11 protein-coding genes and 5 pseudogenes are annotated in these 18,996 nt (G+C 71.5%); 7 read left to right on the forward strand and 9 right to left on the reverse strand.

Annotation, left to right across the window (positions count from 1 at the left end):
* Window positions 1-42 precede the first annotated feature (42 nt).
* The 6 genes and pseudogenes from ACFYO2_RS43015 to ACFYO2_RS43040 form a co-directional block, all read left to right on the forward strand.
* A complete protein-coding gene (locus ACFYO2_RS43015) occupies window positions 43-1,395 on the forward strand; it encodes an SRPBCC family protein (RefSeq protein ID WP_388361143.1) in 1,353 nt (450 codons plus the stop codon).
* Window positions 1,392-1,916 (forward strand): aromatic-ring-hydroxylating dioxygenase subunit beta, encoded by a 525-nt coding sequence (locus ACFYO2_RS43020; protein ID WP_388361146.1) that lies wholly within the window; start codon window positions 1,392-1,394, stop codon window positions 1,914-1,916. Before ACFYO2_RS43015 ends, ACFYO2_RS43020 begins: the two co-directional genes overlap by 4 nt.
* Window positions 1,917-1,937: 21 nt before the next feature.
* Window positions 1,938-3,149 carry a VOC family protein gene (locus tag ACFYO2_RS43025; protein ID WP_388361149.1) on the forward strand — a complete coding sequence of 404 codons (1,212 nt, stop codon included), beginning with the start codon at window positions 1,938-1,940 and terminating at the stop codon, window positions 3,147-3,149.
* Window positions 3,150-3,163: 14 nt separating this feature from the next.
* The gene (locus tag ACFYO2_RS43030) at window positions 3,164-4,327 is read left to right on the forward strand and encodes a hypothetical protein (protein ID WP_388361151.1); all 1,164 of its coding nucleotides are present in this window, start codon (window positions 3,164-3,166) and stop codon (window positions 4,325-4,327) included.
* A gap of 103 nt (window positions 4,328-4,430) precedes the next feature.
* On the forward strand, window positions 4,431-5,201 hold the full coding sequence (locus ACFYO2_RS43035) for a CoA transferase subunit A (protein ID WP_388361154.1): 771 nt from the start codon (window positions 4,431-4,433) through the stop codon (window positions 5,199-5,201).
* Window positions 5,201-5,425, forward strand: a pseudogene (locus ACFYO2_RS43040) (CoA-transferase); the annotation flags it as partial. The gene ACFYO2_RS43035 and the pseudogene ACFYO2_RS43040, both read left to right, overlap by 1 nt.
* Window positions 5,426-5,565: 140 nt before the next feature.
* Here ACFYO2_RS43040 and ACFYO2_RS43045 read toward each other — a convergent pair.
* The 9 genes and pseudogenes from ACFYO2_RS43045 to ACFYO2_RS43085 all read right to left on the reverse strand — a co-directional run.
* A pseudogene (locus tag ACFYO2_RS43045) lies at window positions 5,566-5,791 on the reverse strand (hypothetical protein); the annotation flags it as partial.
* A 209-nt stretch (window positions 5,792-6,000) separates the two neighbouring features.
* Window positions 6,001-7,074 carry a TauD/TfdA family dioxygenase gene (locus ACFYO2_RS43050; protein ID WP_388361157.1) on the reverse strand — a complete coding sequence of 358 codons (1,074 nt, stop codon included), beginning with the start codon at window positions 7,072-7,074 and terminating at the stop codon, window positions 6,001-6,003.
* Window positions 7,075-7,198: 124 nt separating this feature from the next.
* Window positions 7,199-7,339: a hypothetical protein gene (locus ACFYO2_RS43055; RefSeq protein ID WP_388361160.1), complete on the reverse strand. Its 141-nt coding sequence runs from the start codon at window positions 7,337-7,339 to the stop codon at window positions 7,199-7,201.
* 248 nt (window positions 7,340-7,587) lie between these two features.
* Window positions 7,588-8,792 (reverse strand): annotated as a pseudogene (locus ACFYO2_RS43060) (Cmx/CmrA family chloramphenicol efflux MFS transporter).
* A gap of 534 nt (window positions 8,793-9,326) precedes the next feature.
* Entirely contained in the window at window positions 9,327-10,583 is a 1,257-nt protein-coding gene (locus ACFYO2_RS43065) for a TIGR02679 family protein (RefSeq protein WP_388361163.1), read from the reverse strand.
* Window positions 10,580-14,734: a TIGR02680 family protein gene (locus ACFYO2_RS43070; protein ID WP_388361166.1), complete on the reverse strand. Its 4,155-nt coding sequence runs from the start codon at window positions 14,732-14,734 to the stop codon at window positions 10,580-10,582. Before ACFYO2_RS43070 ends, ACFYO2_RS43065 begins: the two co-directional genes overlap by 4 nt.
* Window positions 14,735-14,742: 8 nt before the next feature.
* Window positions 14,743-15,972, reverse strand: a complete 1,230-nt coding sequence (locus ACFYO2_RS43075) for a TIGR02678 family protein (protein WP_388361168.1) — start codon at window positions 15,970-15,972, stop codon at window positions 14,743-14,745.
* A pseudogene (locus ACFYO2_RS43080) lies at window positions 15,969-17,563 on the reverse strand (TIGR02677 family protein). Before ACFYO2_RS43080 ends, ACFYO2_RS43075 begins: the two are co-directional and overlap by 4 nt.
* A gap of 254 nt (window positions 17,564-17,817) precedes the next feature.
* Window positions 17,818-18,041 (reverse strand): annotated as a pseudogene (locus ACFYO2_RS43085) (transposase family protein); the annotation flags it as partial.
* A 492-nt stretch (window positions 18,042-18,533) separates the two neighbouring features.
* On the opposite strand from ACFYO2_RS43085, the gene ACFYO2_RS43090 reads away from it, so the two are divergent.
* Window positions 18,534-18,737, forward strand: coding sequence for a cold-shock protein (locus tag ACFYO2_RS43090; protein WP_388361170.1), 204 nt, complete (start codon window positions 18,534-18,536; stop codon window positions 18,735-18,737).
* The last annotated feature ends 259 nt before the right edge of the window (window positions 18,738-18,996 follow it).

Genomic DNA, 18,996 nt, shown 5'->3' on the forward strand with positions numbered 1-18,996 from the left:
GCGCGCCACTCGGGTCGGGACTTGTGAGAGGCATACGCCGTAATGGGAAGCAACCCCCGGACCGTCCCAGCGCCGATGATCGTCGAGGACTGGGACCAGCTCACCTTCCGGGTCAACCGCGAGGCCTACCGCAGCGCGGAGATCTTCACCCGGGAACGCGGCTGGGTATGGACACACACCTGGCTCTACCTCGGCCACGAGACCGAGATCCCCAACCCCAACGACTTCAAGGTCCGCACACTCGGCGGGCGACCGCTGATCTTCTGCCGGGACACCGCCGGCGAGGTGCACGCCTTCCTGAACTCCTGTCCGCACCGCGGCACTGTGCTGTGCCGCGAGAGCGAGGGCTCGGCCAGGCTCTTCCAGTGCTTCTACCACGCCTGGACATTCCGCAACAACGGTGACCTCGCCGCCATCCCCGACGCCGACGCGTACGAGTCGACCGACGAGTTCAAAGCGTCCATGGGGCTGCGCAGCGTCCCGCGCCTGGAGATCCACGAGGGATACGTCTTCGTCGCCTTCGACCCCGACGTCGTGCCGCTGCTCGAGCACCTCGGGGATGCGGCCGACTACATGACGATGATCGAACAGCAGCACGTCGGCGGCATGACCACGCTGCCCGGCACGCAGCAGTACAGCGTGCGGGGCAACTGGAAACTCGCCGTCGAGAACGCGATGGACGGCTACCACTTCGCGCCGACCCACAACACGTTCGTGGGCTACCTGCGCGAGAGCGGCTTCGCCGTCACCGACGACAACCAGTACGCGTACAACCTCGGCAACGGCCACGGACTGCTGGTCCTGACCGGGCACGGCGGGCGCATCAGCATGCTCTGGGAACCGCGCTTCGGCGAGGACGAGCGCGTGCGCACCGAGCAACACCGGGCCGAGATGACGCAGCGGCTGGGGGAGGAACGGGCGCACTACGTGGCCGACGAGAGCCACATCCTGTTCGTCTTCCCCAACCTGCTGCTGTTCGACATCGAGGGACTGTCGATCCGGCAGCTGGAGCCGGTGGCACCCGACCAGACCGACGTACGCGCCTGGCAGCTGGTCCCGCGCGACGAGGACCCGGCCGCGCGTGCCCTGCGCATGAAGACGGTCGTCAGCTTCGTCGGCCCGGGCGGGCTCGCCACCCCGGACGACATCGAGGCGTACGAGGCGGTCCAGCGCGGCATCCAGGCCACGGCCGGCACCGCTGTGCCCGAACTGGACTACAGCGACATGTCGCGCGGCATGGCCGACGAGGTCAAGGGCGTGCAGGGCAGATCGACCGACGAAGGCGCGATGCGGGGCTTCTGGCGGCATTGGATCGACGCCGTCGGCCTCGATGACGGCCTCGCCGTCCACGGCGCGCGGCCGGCGTCCTTCCTCACGGGGAGGGACGTGCGATGACCGCGACCACCAACACCCACTCCGTGCAGTGCCAGGGACGCACCATCACCCGGCCGGAGGTGGAGGACTTCCTCTACGCCGAGGCCGACATCCTCGACCACTGGGACTACGACGGCTGGCTGGCCCTCTTCGAGCCCGGCGCCCGCTACGAGATCCCGACCACCGACTACCGCCCCGGCTGGTCGCCGCACGAGACCGGATCCTTCGTCGACGACGACTGGGACCTGATCCTCGCCAGGGTCAAGCGCCTGAAGTCCCGCAAGGCGCACGCCGAGAACCCGCACTCGCGCACCCACCGGCTGGTGTCCAACGTGCGGCTGTCCCAGCACACCGAGGACTCCTTCCGGGTGGCGGCGTCCTTCGTGGTGCACCGCGCCCGCGACGGCCACTTCGACGCCTACGTCGGCTGGTACGAGCATGTGCTGGTGCCGACCGAGGACGGACTGCGTTTCCGCTTGCGGCGCTCGATCCTGGGCCATGAGTCGCTGGCGGCAGGCGCCCGGCTCAGCTTCATCCTCTAGCCGGCGACGGACGGTGACCCGATGATCCGACACACCCTGTCCTTCCGCTTCGCCGACGGAGTCGACCAGGCCACACGGGAGTCCGTGCTGGCCGAGCTGCGCACCTTCCCGGACCGGTACCCGGCCATGCGCGGCTTCCTCCTCGGCGCGAACATCAGCACCCGCGACCAGACCTTCACCCACACCATGGCCGTCGACTTCGACGGCCCGGACGACCTGCTCGCCTATCTCGGCAGCGAGTCCCACGAGAGCTTCGTGCACACGCGCTGGCGACCGGTCATCGACCGGCAGGCCATCACCTCGTTCGAGTACGCCGAGCGTCCCTCGCTCGCCCCAGGAAGGACAGCGCCCGTGAGCACCCGCCCGCACGGCCCGTACGGCATGGAGTACGCCCGGATCGAGGTTCCGGACATGCAGGCCACGATCGACTTCCTCGAGTACCACGTCGGGCTGCAGCTGGAGCAGCGTACGGACGAATACGCCTACCTGCGCGCCGACATCGAGCACCACGCGATCGAGCTGATCAACGCGCCCGAGCGCACCGACGGGTGGACGACCGCGGTGGGATACAGCGTGGAGAGCGAGGAGGTCCTCGAGCAGCTGCACAAGAGAGTCCTCGACGCCGGCCTCGAAGTCCTCGATCTGCAGGAACGCCAGCAGGCGCTGTGCGAGAACGGCTTCGCGGTCAAGGACCCCAACGGCCTCATCGTCGAGCTGTTCACCGAGTTCCAGGAGTACGCCGAGCCGCCGCACATCGAGATCCGGCCGCTCGACCTGGTGCACCCCTTCATCGCCACCACCAAGTACCAGGAGACGCAGGACTTCTACCAGAACGTCCTGCGGTTCATACCCTCGGACTACGTCGTCGGCTCGACCACGTTCTTCCGCGGCGAGGACCGCCACCATCACAGCCTCGCGGTGCAGAACAACAAGGAGCACTACGTCGCGCACCTGTGCTTCGCGATGAAGAGCCTCGACCACGTCATGCGGATGCGCGCCCGAGCGCTGTACAAGGGCGCGCCGATCGCCTCCGACATCGTCAACCACTCGGCGTCGACGTCGATCGCGTTCTACCTGCACGACCCGCGCTTCGGCCCGCGGTTCGAACTGTGCGACCGGCACCGGGTGTTCACGCCGGAGGAGCACGAGACGCACCGGCCCCGCAGGATGCCGGCCGACCCTCGCAACATCGACGTGTGGCGTCCGGCGTCCGACGACTGGGGACGTTTTTGAGCCAGCAGCTGCCCTTGAGACAGCAGTTGCTCGACGTCCTGCACCTGCTCGACGCGACGCCCGCTCCACGCGGCGCGGAGCGGACGGCGGCCCACCGGCTGCGCGCCTGGTGCGCGCACCGGTGGCCGCATGTCGAGTGGCAGGTGGCGGAGCACGGCCCCGAGGGTGGCAGTCTGATCGCCGCGCACGGGGCCGGGCCGCTGCTGTACTCCCACCTCGACACGTCGCTGGACGACGGCGGCGCCTACAACCAGCTCGTCACCGGCAACGCCGCACCCGTCGCTCCACTCGGTGTGGACGGCGACGTGGTGGCCGGCTTCGGTCTCGGGGTTGCCCGCGGGCCGGCGGCGGCGGCGCTCGTCGCGTTCGCCGAGGCGGGCGCCGGACGGCTGCTGCTCGCCGGCTCCGGGACGCATCGCCGCTCCGGGAGGACCACCGGCCTGGAGGCTTACGCCGACGCGTATCCGCTGCCCCGCTCGGCGATCGTCGCCAAGTGCGGCCCGCCCACCCTGCTGTGGCACGAGCCGGGCGCGCTCTACCTGAGCGTCCGGGTGACCGGCCGCTCCGGCGCCGCGATGATGCCGGAGTCGGCCACGCCGCCCGGGGGAGTCGTCACCTCGGCCGGCATCGTCCTGGACGAGCTCGCCCGCTGGCGCACGGCCTACCTGGCCGCCGACCCGCGGGCGGGGCAGACCGGCCGGGCGTGCGGCATCGGCGCGATCAGCGGCGGGTGGCCGGACAAGCCGGACCTGCTGCCGGCCCAACTGGGGATCGATCTGTACGTCGTCACCGGTGACCTGGTGGAGCCGAAGGTGCTGGCGGCCGAATTGGCCGACCGACTGCGGGCCCGGTGTGCTCAGTCGGTGCTGCGCGACTGCGCGGTCGAGGTCGAGGCCGAGCCGGTCGCGGCAGCCGCGGCGACGCCGGCCGACGCCCCGGTGGTGACGGCCGCCCGGGCGGCCTGGCACGAAGAGTTCGGTGCGCAGCCGCCGCCGATCACCGGATGGACGGGCTCGACCGACGGCGTCGTGCTGCGTGCCCGGGGCGTCGACACCGTGCGCCTGGGCCCGCAGGCGAAGCCTGCCGCCGACGATCCTCGCCGCGACGCCCTGTCGCTGGGGCAGCTGACCGCTTACGCGCGCATCTACCGCCGGCTGCTGACCGAGCTGCCGGCGTAGCCCGCGGATCCCGGCGTTCACCTCAGAACCACGTGAACTGAAGTTCACCAGCGAACAATCAGCGTGGGGCGCGCACGCGCCCTGCAGAAAAGTGGGCAGGCGGATGGAAAAGGTGGTCGCCTCCGCGGCCGAGGCGGCGAGGGACATCCCGGACGGGGCGTCCCTCGCTGTCGGCGGCTTCGGCCTCAGCGGAATTCCGGGGGCCCTGATCCAGGCCCTGTACGACACCGGCGTCACAGGACTCGACGTCGTCTCCAACAACTGCGGGGCGATGGAATCCGGCCTCGCCGTGCTCCTCGCGGCGGGCCGGATATCCCGGGTCACCGGCAGCTACATCGGCGGCAACAAGGAGTTCGCCCGCCAGTACCTGGGCGGTGAGACAGAGCTTGAGCTGATCCCGCAGGGCACGCTCGCCGAGCGGCTGCGGGCCGGGGGCTGCGGCATCCCGGCCTTCTACACCCCGGCCGGGGTCGGCACCCAGGTCGCCGACGGCGGGCTGCCCTGGCGGTACGACGGCAGGGGCGGCGTCGCCGTCGCCTCACCGGCCAAGGAGGTCCGCGCGTTCGACGGCGTCGAGCACGTCCTGGAGCACGGCATCACCACCGACTTCGCCCTGGTGCGGGCGGCGAGGGGTGACCGGCACGGCAACCTCGTGTTCAACAAGTCCGCCCGCAACTTCAACCCCCTCGCCGCCATGGCGGGCCGCATCACGATCGCCGAGGTTGAGGAGCTGGTCGAACCGGGCGCGATCGACCCCGACCAGGTTCACCTGCCGGGCATCTTCGTCCAGCGCGTGGTGGCCCTGAGCGCCGAGCAGGCCGCCGACAAGAGGATCGAGAACCTCACGGTGACGCGTAGGGAGGTGCGGGTCTGATGGCCTGGACACGGGACGAGATGGCCGCCCGCGCGGCCCGCGAACTGCGCGACGGCGAGTACGTCAACCTCGGCATCGGGCTGCCGACGCTGATCCCCAACCACCTGCCCGAGGGTGTCCACGTCGTACTGGAGTCGGAGAACGGCATCCTCGGCACCGGCCGCTTCCCCTACGAGGACGAGGCCGACCCTGACCTGATCAACGCGGGCAAGGAGACCGTCACGCGGCCTGGTCCTCGTCGAGACCGCCCCCGGCGTCACGGTCGAGGAGATCACCGCGAAGACGGCGGCGAAGGTGCTCATCCCCGAGGGAACCCGCGCACATAATCCATGACGCGTTCATCGTCGACACCGATTCCGCATCCCATGGTGACCGGCAGGCCGGCCAACAGCACGGCCATACGCGCCGCGTTGCGGTTCTCCTCGCCGGCGCCCTGGCCAAGTACATACACGTCGCGGGCAGGGTTCGGGGCGCGTCCGGCAGGGCCTTCACCACATGGGTGGCGAGGCTGTCGGGGCGCACGACGGACAGGGAGGCCCGTACTTGCCGACTGAGGCATCGGTCACGGTCGCCGACGGTGTGGAGCCCATGACTCGTGCGCCATGAATCGTGCGCCCTGGACCATACTCAAATCCGGGCGGGCTTTCCCCGCCGAGAACCAGGAGCCGTTCCCCACCACCGTCGATCGGCGCATGGTGCTGGTCGACCCGGTTGGTGCTGATGGCGGAAGACCTCCTGGAGCGCTGCTCCAGGAGGCCGCCTGAGCCAGGAATCCCCTTCCCTTCAGGGAGGGACGGATTCAAACTCCCCAGTCGTCGTTGACAGTGACTGCGTCGGCGATGCGGAACCGCCCGCCGGTTACCAGGGGTGTAGCAGGCTCACCCATCACGACGACGTGCTTGCCGAACTTAGGGGCCAGCGGTCGGTCGACGTCGCGCTTGAGCCACAGACGCAGCAGGTGCCTGCGGCGCTCCGGCTCCGGGTGGTCGATGTAGCTGGTGCGCGAGTGCAGTGCGGCGTAGTTGAGCAGCCATTGCACGTCCCCCGGCTGGAAATCCATGTCGATCGGCAGGCCGGGCTCCTGCGAGATCTCGTCGAAGAGGGTGATGGCCGCGGCCTGGTCGGGTGTCAGCTGGGGAACACCGGGGTACTCCTGGGCGCTGAAGATCATCGAGTTGCCCGCGTAGGTGCTGAAGACGCCGTCGACGTTGCTGATGATCGGCGAGGTGTACGTGAGTTCCGGGGAGTCGGGGTCCTGACGCCGCCAGTCCCAGTGGTAGGTGTCGAAGAGGCGCGCAGCGAGGTCCGGTCGGCGGCGCAGCATCTCGTTGTAGATCGTGGTGCCGCTGACCAGGCTGGAGGCTCCGCCCTCCTTGGCGCCGCGCAGGCACATGAGGGCGACGACGTCGGAGCTGTCGGAGTGGAACGGCAGCCGGTCCCGCACGCGAGAGGGCAGCGCGCCCTCGTCGGACAGCGTCATGTTCGACGTGGCGATCACGTGGTCGAGCAGGTCGCCCCTCTGGTTCTGCCCGATCGGCTGGCCCAGGTGCAGGCCCATGATGAAGAAGATGGCCGCGGTCACGGGGTCGCCGTATTCCTCGGTGCGCAGGCCACGCACCAGGATGAAGCCACGGCCGGCGTCCATCTGGCGGGCGCACTCGTCGTTGAGGGCGCGACAGGCGTCGAACGGGTAGTCGGCGACGGTGACCGTGCGCAGGTCGGGGTCGTCGGCGACGAAGCGCCGTCCCAGATCTTCCAACTCGGCGCGCTCGGCGTCGCTGAGTATGTAGATCCATTCGGTGGACTTCGACAGCTCGTCGCCGCGCCAGGCGGACGGCCCGGAGATCGGCTGAAGGCCGACAGTGGTGGTCACGATGATGCACTCCTCGAAAGCGTGTTGGGAAAGCCCGTCGGCGAAGCCACGACGGACGACGAACGTTGCCGGACAGCGAACGTTTCGGTGTGGCGGGAGTTCGTCGCGCGGCGACGAACTGCACTCAGAAGGGGGTCTGAGGCTCGCCGACAGCCGTGCCGGGGCGCAGTCCCTCCCGGGGCGGGAAGTAGCTGAGCGGCTCGTCGTAGGTCCGGCGGCCGGCGCACGACACGACCAAGACGCCGATCTGAGCGATTGGCCTCATGCTGGTCCCGTCCTTTCGAGAAGTGCCTCAACCATAGGAGACGTTCGGGCCATGGTCAACGGGCGAGACGCCGTCTCGTGATGCAGTATGCGGGGTGAACGGCGGATCGCCCCCGGCGAGGGAGAGGACCTCCCCTCTCAGTTGCCCGCCCCACTCGGGCAGACGCTCACGAGTGGGAAACGGCAGCAGGCGGAGAACTTCGGCACCGAGGAGTTCTACCGGCGGGCGGCTGAGGCGTCCCTCGATGTTCAGGGGGACGTTCGCATGGGTCGCTGGAGCACATCGGCGCCTCGGCCGGCCGCGACCACAGCGTGGAAGAGGAACGCGATGAGCAGTGTGATCGCAACCAGGAGCCCGCTTGCCCACAGCGGCCCGAGGTTACCCACCGCGGTGCTGAGGGTGGTTGCGGCGACAAGGGGGCCGGCCGCGGCGCCGACGTTGAGTGCCGCGGTCGCATACGACCCGGCCATGGTGGGGGCTTCTGCGGCCTCATAGAGGACCCGTGTGATCAGGGTGCTGCCCAGCGCGAACGACACGGCGCCCTGCGCGAACACGAGAGCGAACAGGGCGACCGGCTCGATGGCCAGCACCGCCAGGACCGGCCAGCCGATGAGCAGCAGCGGGTCGCCGACTGCGATGACCAGACCGGGACGCTGGTCGGACAACCGTCCGGCGACGGTGACCCCGGCGAAGGAACCGGCGCCGAAAAGCACCAGAACGACAGAGATCCACAATTCGCCCAGCCCTGCGGTGTCGGTCACGACGGGGGCAAGAAAGGTGAAGCTCCCGAACGTTGCCGCGTTCACCAGCGCGCCGAGAAGCATCACCAGAAGCAATGGCGGCCTTGTGAGCTGGGCGAGCTCTGCTCGCAAGGCTGGCCCGCCACTCGCCTCCTCCTTCACATGTCCCGCCGGGACTGCCTTCAGGATGCCGAGAGCCGCAGGCAGGCAGGCAGAGAACGGCGACAGCCCAGAATATGGCCCGCCAGCCGAGCACCGTGCCGAGTACCGACCCACCAGGGACACCGGCGATCGTGGCCACCGTCGTGCCTGACAGCAGCACGGCCAGCGCACGTCCCTTCTTGTCGGGCGAGGCCAGCGTGGCGGCAGCCGTAAGAGCGATGGTGAGGAAACCCTGCGTTCGCGAGCGCGGCGACGACCCGGGTGGCGAACAGGACCGGGAAGCTGGTGGTGATGGCACCCACGGCGTGAGCTGCCGCGAAACCGAGGATGAACCCGAGAAGGCTGGAGCGCCTGGGCCAGTTGCGGGCAAGCGCGGCCACAAGGGAAGCACCGACGACCATGCCGACCGCGAAGGCCGAGGTGAGTGCGCCTGTTGTCCCGACTGTGACGTCGAGATCTGACGCGATGTCCGGCAGGAGGCCGGCGAGCATGAACTCCGAGGTGCCCATGGCGAAGACCGCCATGGCAAGCAGATACAGCGGGAGAGGCATCGAGTGGCTCCGAGGTGAGGAGAAGCACGAGGAGGTCATCTCGTCACCGCGGCCAGCCCCAAGGGCACACTCGCCCGGCCGCAGAATGCGGCAGGACGACAGGGCTACGAGCTCAGTGGTTCAGAGGGCTGACGGCGTGACCGAAAGCCCCCACCTTGTCTGACTCAGGACTCGACATGGCCCGCACGGTACTCGACTGATACCCGTCGAGGCACCTTGGTTTTTCCGGCATTGGCCTGTGTCACCAACGTCATGTCCCGCAACAACTGGGCTCCGTGGTCAGAAGAACAGCAGGTGGCAGGGGACGGCGGGCCACCGGAGCGGCGCGTGCCGTCGGGGGATCGGGGCCGCCGTTGGTCAGGTCGCGCGTCGGCGGCCGCCTCCGCGCTCGTGCGCCGCAACAACCCGGAGGGAATATCCAGCCCCGTCACCCCACCGAGTGCGTTGCATCGACGCCTGGCTCAGGGGCGCGTTACCTACCGGAACGGCCGGGCCGTTGCCGCGCGACGTCCAGGTTCAACCTGCGCGACGGCCTCAGGGCGCAAGGTCGGTGAGGAGGGTGTCGAGGACGGCCTCTTCCTCGATGCGCACCCCGAGTTCGGTCAGGGCCGGGGTCAGGTCGGGATCCCACGCGGCGTTGGCCGGTGTGCCGGTCAGGGGTGGGGCCAGGGGCGTGGCGGCGGCCGCGGTGCGGTAGTCGGCGGCGGTGTAGCGCCAGGGCTGCCAGGGGACGCGGCGCAGCAGGGCGTCGGCGATGCGCAGGCCGCCCCAGTCGAAGTCGCCGTGGTAGCGGAGAGTGGAACCGTGGGTGTGCAGGTGGCGCAGCAGGGTGAGGGCGGCGGCCGAGGGCTGGCCCTGGAGGCAGACCAGAGACGGGCAGGTGGGGCCGTGGATGTCGGCCGCGGTGGCCAGGACGGTCGGGTTCTCGCACACGTATACGACCGCAGGTGCCGTGCTCGGCGGGCTGTGGCTGAGCTGGCGTAGCGTCAGGACGGCCGGCTCGCCTGTGTCGGTCATCCAGTCCAGAGCAGCGGTGCCCTGCAGACCCAGGGTGAGAACGGTGGAGGACAGGGCGTCCCTCAGCAGGCCGGCCGAGGCCCAGGCCTCGCGGCGCCATTCGGTTCCGCTGCCGTCCGGGAAGCCGGTCAGGGCGCGTACGCCGGACAGGACAACAGTGGCGAGCGGTGTTGCGTCGTCGAGGGCGTGCGCGTCGCCCAGAGTGTTGTTGGCGAAGGCGGGCAGGGACACGGCCGGGTCGGCGGGCAGCGCCCGTAGGGCCGTCGCGGCGTCGGTCAGCAGGGTCTTCGCCGCGTGCGGGGTGCGGGCGAGGCGGCGTACGAGGCCGTCCTTGCGCAACAGGTCGGCCCACTCGGACAGTTCAGGCCGCAGCGTGGCCAGTGGGGCGTAGGCGTCCTGCCAGGCGTTCGCCTCCCGTTCGCGTACGTCGGCGAGCCGCGTGACCGGGCCGGTGAGGGCGGTCACGGCCGTGGCGAGGCCCTCGGGGCTGACGCCCGAGCGGCGCAGCACGGCGTCCACCGCTTCGAGGCGCACGGTCAGCGAGCGTCCGGCCCCCGGGCTGCGGCCCAGCAGGCGTTCGGCAGCGGCGCGTTCGGCAGTGGTGGGGGCGGCCTGCGTGACGGGGCCGGTGAGGGGTTCGTCCCGCTCCATGCGGCGTCGGACGCGCTCGACCAGCCAGGCGAGGTCGGGGTCACCGAGCAGGCGGCCGAGACGGTATCGATCGACGCGCGCGCCGGGTTCCCCGGGGGAGGAGGGCTGCCCGGGCGTGCTCATGCCCACAGCGCGTCCTGGCCGGGGTCGCTGCCGTCGGCCGGCGCGGGCCCGGGTGCCGCCGCGCCTGCCGCAGTGGCCGAAGACGCCACCTGAGCGGGGAGTACCGCCAGGTGGTGGTCCGGTTCGCAGCCCCGTACGCGCTCGGTCCCGTCCCATTCCCAGCGGGTCACCAGGACCGCGGCGATCTCGTCGACACGGGAGAGTTGGGCGATGGCGATGCCGGGAACCTGGGGGTAGCAGGCCCATTCGCGTTCGCTGGTCATCACCACGTCCAGGTCGAAGGCGTGCAGCAGGCCCAGGCACTTGGCCCGCGAGTCGTCGTCCACGCCCGCGAACGCCTCGTCCAGGGTGACCAGACGCGGGGCGTCGGGGGTGGCCGTGGCGTAGTGCGAGGAGGCGGCGGCGAACAGTGGCACGGACACGGCCAGGACCCGTTCGCCGCCGGAGGCCGGGCCGGTGGCAGGAACCCAGGTGCCGTGCTGGTGGCGCTCGATGCCGAACTCATGCCAGGAGCGGTAGTCGAGCGCCGCGGTGAGCACCTCCAGCCAGCTTCCTGCCGCGTCGTCGGACTGCCGGCGGGCGATCTCGGCCTGAAGGAACTCGCCGACCGCCGCCCGGTCCGCGGGCGCCCAGGCGTCCGCGGACTGGCGCAGGCGTTCGCGTGCCTGGGCCAGTCCGACAGGCGCCTTGCGCGAGGGGCGCCACATCAATCGCAGTTTCATGCCGGTGGACGTGGGCCGCTCCTGAAGTTCGGCGTTCATGGCCCGCACCTGCCGCTCGGCGGCCGCGATCAGCTCCTGAAGGGTGCCGGCGACTTCGGTGAGCAGGTGGGTTTCGAGGATCTCGCGTTCGTGCGCGGACAGGATGCGCGCAAGTTCGGTCACCTCGGTGGCGAGGGCCGCGGCCAGGTCGGGCACGGTCCGCCGGCGGCCCTGGTAGACGATGTCGACGACCATGCCGTCCTCGACCATGCGGGCGGTGGCGCTGTGGCCGCCGCGTGAGAGGGCGTCCTGGAGTTTCTTGTACTCCTCGCTGAGCCGTTTTTGTACGCGTTCCCATGCGCCGTCGGAGTCGTCGGTGCCGGACAGGCCCGACAGCTGCGCCTCGATGGTGCGGGCGAGCGCGACGGCCGGGGTGGCCGCCCACGGTCCGCCGTCCAGCGGGGGCACGACCGTCTCGGGCAGGGCGACGGTCAGCAGGCCGGTGGCCGCGAACCGCTGGAGCGCGGCGATAGCCTCGGCGCGGGAGGCGGCGGCCTCGCGTACGTCCTTCTCCAACTGCTCGATGCGGCCCTCCGCATGGCCGACGCGACGACCGGCGGTGGTGTGCTCCTCGCGGGAGATGCGCTGGTCGCGGTCGCACGCGGCCAAGGCCGCGGCGGTGGCGGCCAGGCGCCGTTCCAGCTCCGCGACGGCGGCGCCGACGGTGGAGCGCAGGGTGCTGTGGCGTTCGTCCGCGGCGGCCGCGAGGCGGGAGGAGTTTTCGGCCCGCAGAGCCAGTTCGGCCACCCGGGTGCCGGCTCGCTCGGCTTCCGCGCGCTCGTCGGCGACCGTGCGCCCGGCGTCGACGCGCTCGCGCAGGGCGGGCCACAGGGCGGCCAGGACGGCGGTGTAGTCGGCCAGCGCCTGGCGGACAGCGGCCAGTTGCGGCCGGTCGGCGGGCAGGTTGACGGCGGTTGCCGTGTCGGTGAGGTCGGTGGCGGCCTCGGCTTCCTGCCCGGCCGCCGCGGCCAGTTCGGCGGAGCGTTCGTCCTGGCGGGCGCGGGCGCGGTGGGCGGCGTCCGCGGCGGCCGCGGCCAGCGCGTGCGCGTGGCGCAGGGCGGCGTCGTCGGGGACGGCGGTCAGTTCGGCGTCCAGGGTGCGGCGGCGCCGGGCCACCGTGGCCCGCTCGGCCTGCAGCTGGTCCGACTGGTGTGCCAGGGCCTCGAGTTCGCCGTGCAGGACAGCGATCCGGGCCCGGCGCGCCTCCTCGCGGGCGCCCTCGCCCACGTACACGGCGGCCTGCTTCGACCAGCTGCCGGTCAGCGCTCCGACGCGGAAGCGGCCGTCCGCCGCCACCCAGGTGTCGCCGCCGGAGCCGAGACCCACGGCGGCCAGAAGGCGGGCCACCGTCTGCTCGCCCACCGCCATGGCACGCGCGTCACCGTGGTCCACAGCCGGGCGCAGCACATCGGCAAGCACCGGCCCGGCGAGCGCGGCGCCCGGCGACAGCAGAATGTCGTGCCCGTCGGTGGACACGGCGGTACCGTCCGGGCGCACCCAGGCATCCAGAAGACCGGACGCCTCCAGCGCCGCCTCCAGGCCCGCGCGTTCAGCTGCGGTGACGTGGTCCTGGAAGTCGACCAGACGCCACAGCGGCGCCCCGGGGGCTTGGTCGCGGACGCCGGGAGTACGCGTGTGGGGTGCCGTGGGGCCGTGCTGGCCGCCCGCCTCGAGGCCGGCCAGCTCCCGCTCGGTCTCGGCGCGCCTGGCGTGCAGTTCGGTCTGCCGTTGGCCGAGAGCGGCCGTCTGGTCGGCCAGGTGCGCGGCGCGGGCGCGATGGGCGTCGGCGGTATGCACGCGCGCGGGTGACGGGCCTTGGAGGTGCGTGACCCACTCCTGCAGTCCGTCCAGCAGGCCCACCGGATCCTGAGGCGTCAACTCCTCACAGGAGTCGAGGTGTTCGCGTACGGCGGCGACCAGTTCCCGGCCCGCCTCGGCCGCGACGGCCTCCGCCTGCGCGTGCCGTTCGGCGGTGTGCCCGGCCTCGGTCTGCGCCTCATCCAGGCGGCGGGCGGCGGCGCGCCGCTCGGCCGCGGCCTGCTCGGCGCGTGTCGCCAGTTCCTCCACGTGGTCGAGGGTGCGCCGCCTGCGGGCCACCGACTCGTCGGCGGCGTGGCGCAGTTCGGCCTCCGGCGCACCTTCGGTGCGCAGATCACCGTCGAGGCGAGCGGCGGAGGCCGCCTCCCGCTCGCGGGCGAGCGTGTCCGCGACCTGCTGCCCGGCCGCCGCGAGCCGCCTGTCGGCACTCTCGAGGCGGTCGAGGGCGCGGGTGTGGACCTGGGCGGCCTGCTCCCGGTCCGCCTCGGCGCGGGACTGGTCGCCGGCGGTGCGGCGGGCGTCGGCCGCCGCCTGCTCCAGCTCCCGGGCGTTGCGCATCTCCGGGCCCTCGCGCAGCGCAGCTTCCTGCGCCGTCAGCCGTGCGGCACTCTCCTCCAGCTCCGCGATCCGTCCGGCGATCCGCTCCCGGTCCTCCTCGGCCTGCGACCGCTCGCTCTCGGCCTGCGCGAGGTCGCGGTTCAGCTGTTCGTAGCGGGCGTGTTCGTGGCGGGGGAGCCGGGCGCGGCGGCGGGTGGCGACGCGGGCGTAGCGGCGGTAGTGGTCCAGGAAGGCAGAGGCGGCCCGCTCCGCCTCGGTGGCCGCCCGCAGCTCCTCCTTCTCCTCGTCCAGAGACCGGAACGCCTCGGCCACGTCGGCGATCACCGCCTGGTCCATGGGCGGCAGCGCCTCGGTCAGCGCACGCGACAGGGTGGCCTCGTTGGGCCGCTTCGACAGCTGCGGCTGGCGCAGCTGGACGAGCAGGTCCACCAAGGCCGCGTACCGCCGCTCACCCAGCCCGAACAGCGCCTCGTCGACACCCCTGCGATACGCGGTGGCGGTGTCGTACACCATGCCGTGCCCGGAGAGAGCTTCCGCGAGCCGGTCTCGCGACAGGGCGGTGCCGGTGGTGTCGAGCAGACTGAGCTCCTGCCCGATCCGCTGGTCGGTGACGGCGTACCAGTGGCGGGCGATACCCCGCCCGGCCACCGCCTTCAGCCCGCAGGCCAGGGTGAGGAAGCGGTCCTGTCCGGCGGCCTCGTCGTGGCGGCCGAACTCGATCCAGGTATAGCCGACTCGCTCGGGGTGCGGATGCTGCCCGCCCAGCAGCAGGTTCCACTCCATGCGCTTGCCCGGGTCGGCGTCGGGCTCCACGCGCCGCGCGGACAGGTCGCCGTCCAGGAGGAAGGGCAGGGTGAGGGCGAGGACCTTGGACTTGCCGGTGCCGTTGTTGCCGCGCAGCAGCAGCCGTCCGTCCCGGAACCAGAACTCCTCGGTGTCGTAGTAGAAAAGGTCGACCAGGCCGATACGCAGCGGCCGCCACCGGCCGGGTGCGGGAGTGGGCAGGGCGGTCACAGCTCTTCTCACGCCTTTCGCTGAGCGGTATGGGGGGCAGGGACTCCCGGTTCCCTTACGACCGTCTCGCCGACCGCGAACCGGGCCAACGCCGGCAGCGGGGCGACGCCGCCGGGTGCGGCGGTGACCAGGCCGAGCGCGGTCAGCTTGGCCAGGGCCTGGTCGACCAACTCCGCTTCCGAGCCCGGCTGTTTGGCACTCTTGGACCAGAAGCCGCCATGCTCGGCGGCCAGTTCCCGCACCCTGTGCTCCAGCTCACCGCGGCTGACCGGGCCGTTCGCGGCCGCGAGGTGCTCGGCGAGCAGCAAGGTGACGTGCCCGTGGGTGCCTTGCTCGGGCATCCGTACGTCGGTCAGGTCGTCCAGGGGGTCGACCATGGCGATGCCCTCGGCCCGCACCTCCGCGACCAGGCCGGTCAGTTCGGTGATCCGCGCGGTGATGAAGGCGCGCTGGCGGGTGAGGTATGAGAGCTCTGTGTCGGTCAGCTCCGCGTAGTACAGCACCGGGTCGTCCAGCAGGCGCCGGGTCAGCCGCTGGCGGATGGCGCGGAAGCGTAGTTCGTCGCTGTCCAGGGCGCTCTCGGCGGCCAGCTCAGCCAGGTGGTCCTCGAAGCCGTCGGCGGTGATCATCGACGGGCCGCGGCGGGCGGCGAGCAGTCCGGCCAGGACGCGGCGCTGGACGTCGTAGAGCACATCGCCTGCCCCACTGACGTAGGCGTCCTCGTCCCCGGCCACCCGCCGCAGCACTCCGTACCGCATGAGCAGGCGTACCACCGCCGCCAGATCCAGCCGCTCCTCGCGCCGCTCCAGCGTGAACTCGATTCCGGCAGCGGCCAGATGGGGATCGGCGGCATCCAGGACCACCTGCTCGGCGAGCCGGCCCAGCGCGATCTGCGCCTCGCCCCGCTCCAGCGCGGCCAGCGCCAGGCACAGCAGCACATAGCGGCGGCGGGTGAAGGGCGCGCGAGCGCGGGATGCCTCGCGGGCCGGATGGGTGGGGTCGGCCAGGGTGCCGGGTGTCCTGCCCAGCCGCGCCGCCTCCGCGTCCACCCGCAGAGGCCAGCCGGTGTTGCGGTCGAACCAGTCACGCAGGTCGCCGGCGTGCTGGCGCACCAGCCGGAACTCCTCGGCGTACGGGCCGTGCGCGAGCAGCAGCGGCTCCTTCAGCAGCGCGCGGGCGGCCTTGTGGAACTCGGCGGCGCGCCGGCTGTCCAGCACCTCGCCCAGAGGCGTGGTCATCGCTCCCCTCCCGTCGCATTGTCGTCGGCGCGCACCTGACCGGTCCGGGTGAGATCGGTGATCTCGACCAGGTGGTCGGGTCCGCGGAAGGTGCCGCCCGGGGTGCGGACCTCGGCCGTCGTCCCGTCCGCCAGGGCGGTGAGCCGGATCTCCATCGTGCCGTCGTTGCTGGTCGCGACGGTGGCCGTCATGCCGGGCCGCCAGGTGGCCAGGGCGTCGCCGAGCAGCTGAAGGAAGAGGCCGAAGGCGAGCGGGTCGAGCTCGCCGAGCGCGGACAGCCGCGTGGTGCCGTCCGTGGCGAGGCGGGCGCGGGCGGCCGCGATCTCCTCCGCCTGCTTGGCGGCGATCTCGGCCAGGCGCCTGCGCTGCTCGGACCGGTCCTGTACGCGGCGGGTCTTGCCGCGCCGTTCGTAGCTGCCGGTGCGGCGCAGTTGCGGGCTGATGCGCAGCGGCTCGGACTCGGCCCACGGGGTGGCGGCGGCCACCGGGTGGGCGGCGCGCCGGTCGAGGGTGTCGGCGTCGACGGTGAGGTGACGTGCCGGATACAGCCCGAACGCGGCGCGCCACAGCCGGTGCCGCGCCGCGTCGTCGGGGGCCTCGGCGAACCACCGGGCAAGGGTCCGAAAGTCCGCCGAGCGGTCCGAGCGCCCGGCTCGCCGCTCGTTCAACTGGCGCACAACTGCCAGCAGTTGCGGGATCGCCCCAAGAGCTCGCCCACGCAGCAGGCGGGCCTGCGACTCGCGGCCGTCCGCCGACACGAACCAGGCCGCCGCCCCGACCACCTGCCCACCCACCGCTCGTACGCCCGCGCCTCGGCGCTCTCGGCCTCGTCCGGGGCAGCGTCGGCCGCCTCCCGGGCCGCCGCCAGCCGCAACAGCCCACCGACCCGGCCCTGCTCCTCCAACTCGCCGATGAGCAGGGCGATCCGCCCGCCCAGGGTGATCAGGTCCTGGATGAACCGCTCCAGGTACTGGATCAGGCGGTCCTTGTAGGCGAGGAAAACCTCGACCTCCACATCGTGCAGGTCGATGGTGCGTTGCAGGGAGCCCATGAACGCCCGCGCGTTCTCCGCCAGCGCCTCGAACCGGCTTGTGAGAGCGGACAGCGCCAGATGCGCCTTGGCCGCGTCCGGCTCGCCCTCCTCCTGCTCGGCGGCGATCACCAACAGGGCCCGCAGCTGGGTGACGATGTCATGCAGGGCCACCGCCTGCAGCGCACCGCGTCGCCCCAGCGCCTCGTCATACGCCGACAGCGCCAGCTCGGCGGCCTCGCCGGCCTGGGTGAGCTGGTAGATGAAGCGCTTGCGGTAGAAGTCCTCGACCGCGGTGACCCGGGAGGTGTCCGGATCCGCCCGCAGATTGCCCCACTCGACAAGGCTGTCCAGCGCCTTGACCACCGCGTCCACGTCGGCGGGCCGGTGCTCCGGCGGCAGCACCCCGAACACGTCCTCGGGCCGCAGATGGACCGCGAAGCGCTCCTTGGCGGCCAGGAACGCGCCCATCACCCGGCGGTACAGGGCGGCGTTGGGCACGGTGAGGTGGGCGAAGGGCGCATACCCGGCCCGTGCCGGTCCGGAAGGCGTCGACATCATCGTTCAGCATTCTCCCCGACGGACACCCCGCTGCGGCAATCATGGCCTGACCTTCACACAGGGTCCCGCCGTGTGGGCTCGCGCCGCATGCGCTCAGCCGACCGCACGTCTCGGGCCTGCCGACGCCGACCCGGCCTTCGGACCCGGCGGCCGACCGCCGAGGCGCTGCGCGAGCAGGCCGAGGAGTTCGACCACGAGCGGGCGGAAGCGGCGCCCAGCAGCCGGTCAGACGGGTCTTCCCGATCCTCCGCAGGTGGATCGGCTGCCAGCAGGGCTCGCAGCAGGCCGGGGGCACGGTCGGCGAGCAGGTCGATGACAGCGATGGTCTAGGCGTGTGCGGTGCCCACCGAGATGCCGAAGTCGGCGGCGATCTGCGCAAGGGTGTCGTGTCTGCGCAGGTACACCAGGCGGACGAGCGCACGCTGGTGCGGCGGGACTTTGCAGCGGTGGTCACCCTCGCGGGGGTGACGATGAGCATCGTGACCCTGCGTTGCGGGCATCGAAACCGTCACTTGATCCGTGGCCATGCTGCAAAGCCTCAATGAGCATGAGTGACTTCTGGTGACCGTAACCGTGACCGTGACCGTGACCGTGAGCGAGTGCCGGTGTCGGGAGGCGAACGCGCCGGATTCACTCCAGCCGTGTGCCGCCGCCGTCGGTGTGTGCCCGATCCAGACTGCGCAGGTGCAGCGGTGCATCCGGGGCGCGGGTGCGTGATGGAGGGTCTGCCCTTTCGCCTTCGGGCAATGCGGACTCGATCCAGGCCGAAACTTCCCGAAGTGCGGTGCGACTCGTGGTTGTTGTTCACTGGTGAGGGCCGGTTTTGCCGTGTAGCGTCGTCGTCAGCTGTCGTGGTTCGCAGGATCTGCCCGCGCTTTGGCGCGGGCGCTTTGCTGTGCAGTGCCGGACCAGGGCGATCACCTCCAGGACCGCGCGGTGCGGCTCCTGACATCGACTGAGAGGCACCAGCATGGCCAGCGGAACCGTGAAGTGGTTCAACGCCGAAAAGGGCTTCGGCTTCATCGCCCAGGACGGCGGCGGACCGGACGTCTTCGCGCACTACTCCAACATCAACGCCTCCGGCTTCCGCGAACTGCTGGAAGGACAGGCGGTCACCTTCGACATCACCCAGGGCCAGAAGGGCCCGCAGGCGGAGAACATCACACCCGCCTGACCCGCAGCCTCACCAGGGCCGGAACAACGCCCCGGAGACCGGCACGACTCCCGCAGGTCGCCGCGGCGTTGAGCACGTCGCGGCGACGGCAGATCCCTGTCACGGCGGAGCGTGCTGTGAGCGGCGACCTGCGAAGCCCCGAGCGTGGCGATGCGGGCGGGGGGGGGGGGGGGGGGCGGGCCGGCGGGCGCGCCCCCCAGCGGGCCGCCCCCCAGAACCAGACCCAAACGCGGGCGGCCAAAAAGGCGAATGGCCCCCC

The organism is Streptomyces sp. NPDC006602 (assembly GCF_042870385.1).
Classification (GTDB): Bacteria; Actinomycetota; Actinomycetes; order Streptomycetales; family Streptomycetaceae; genus Streptomyces.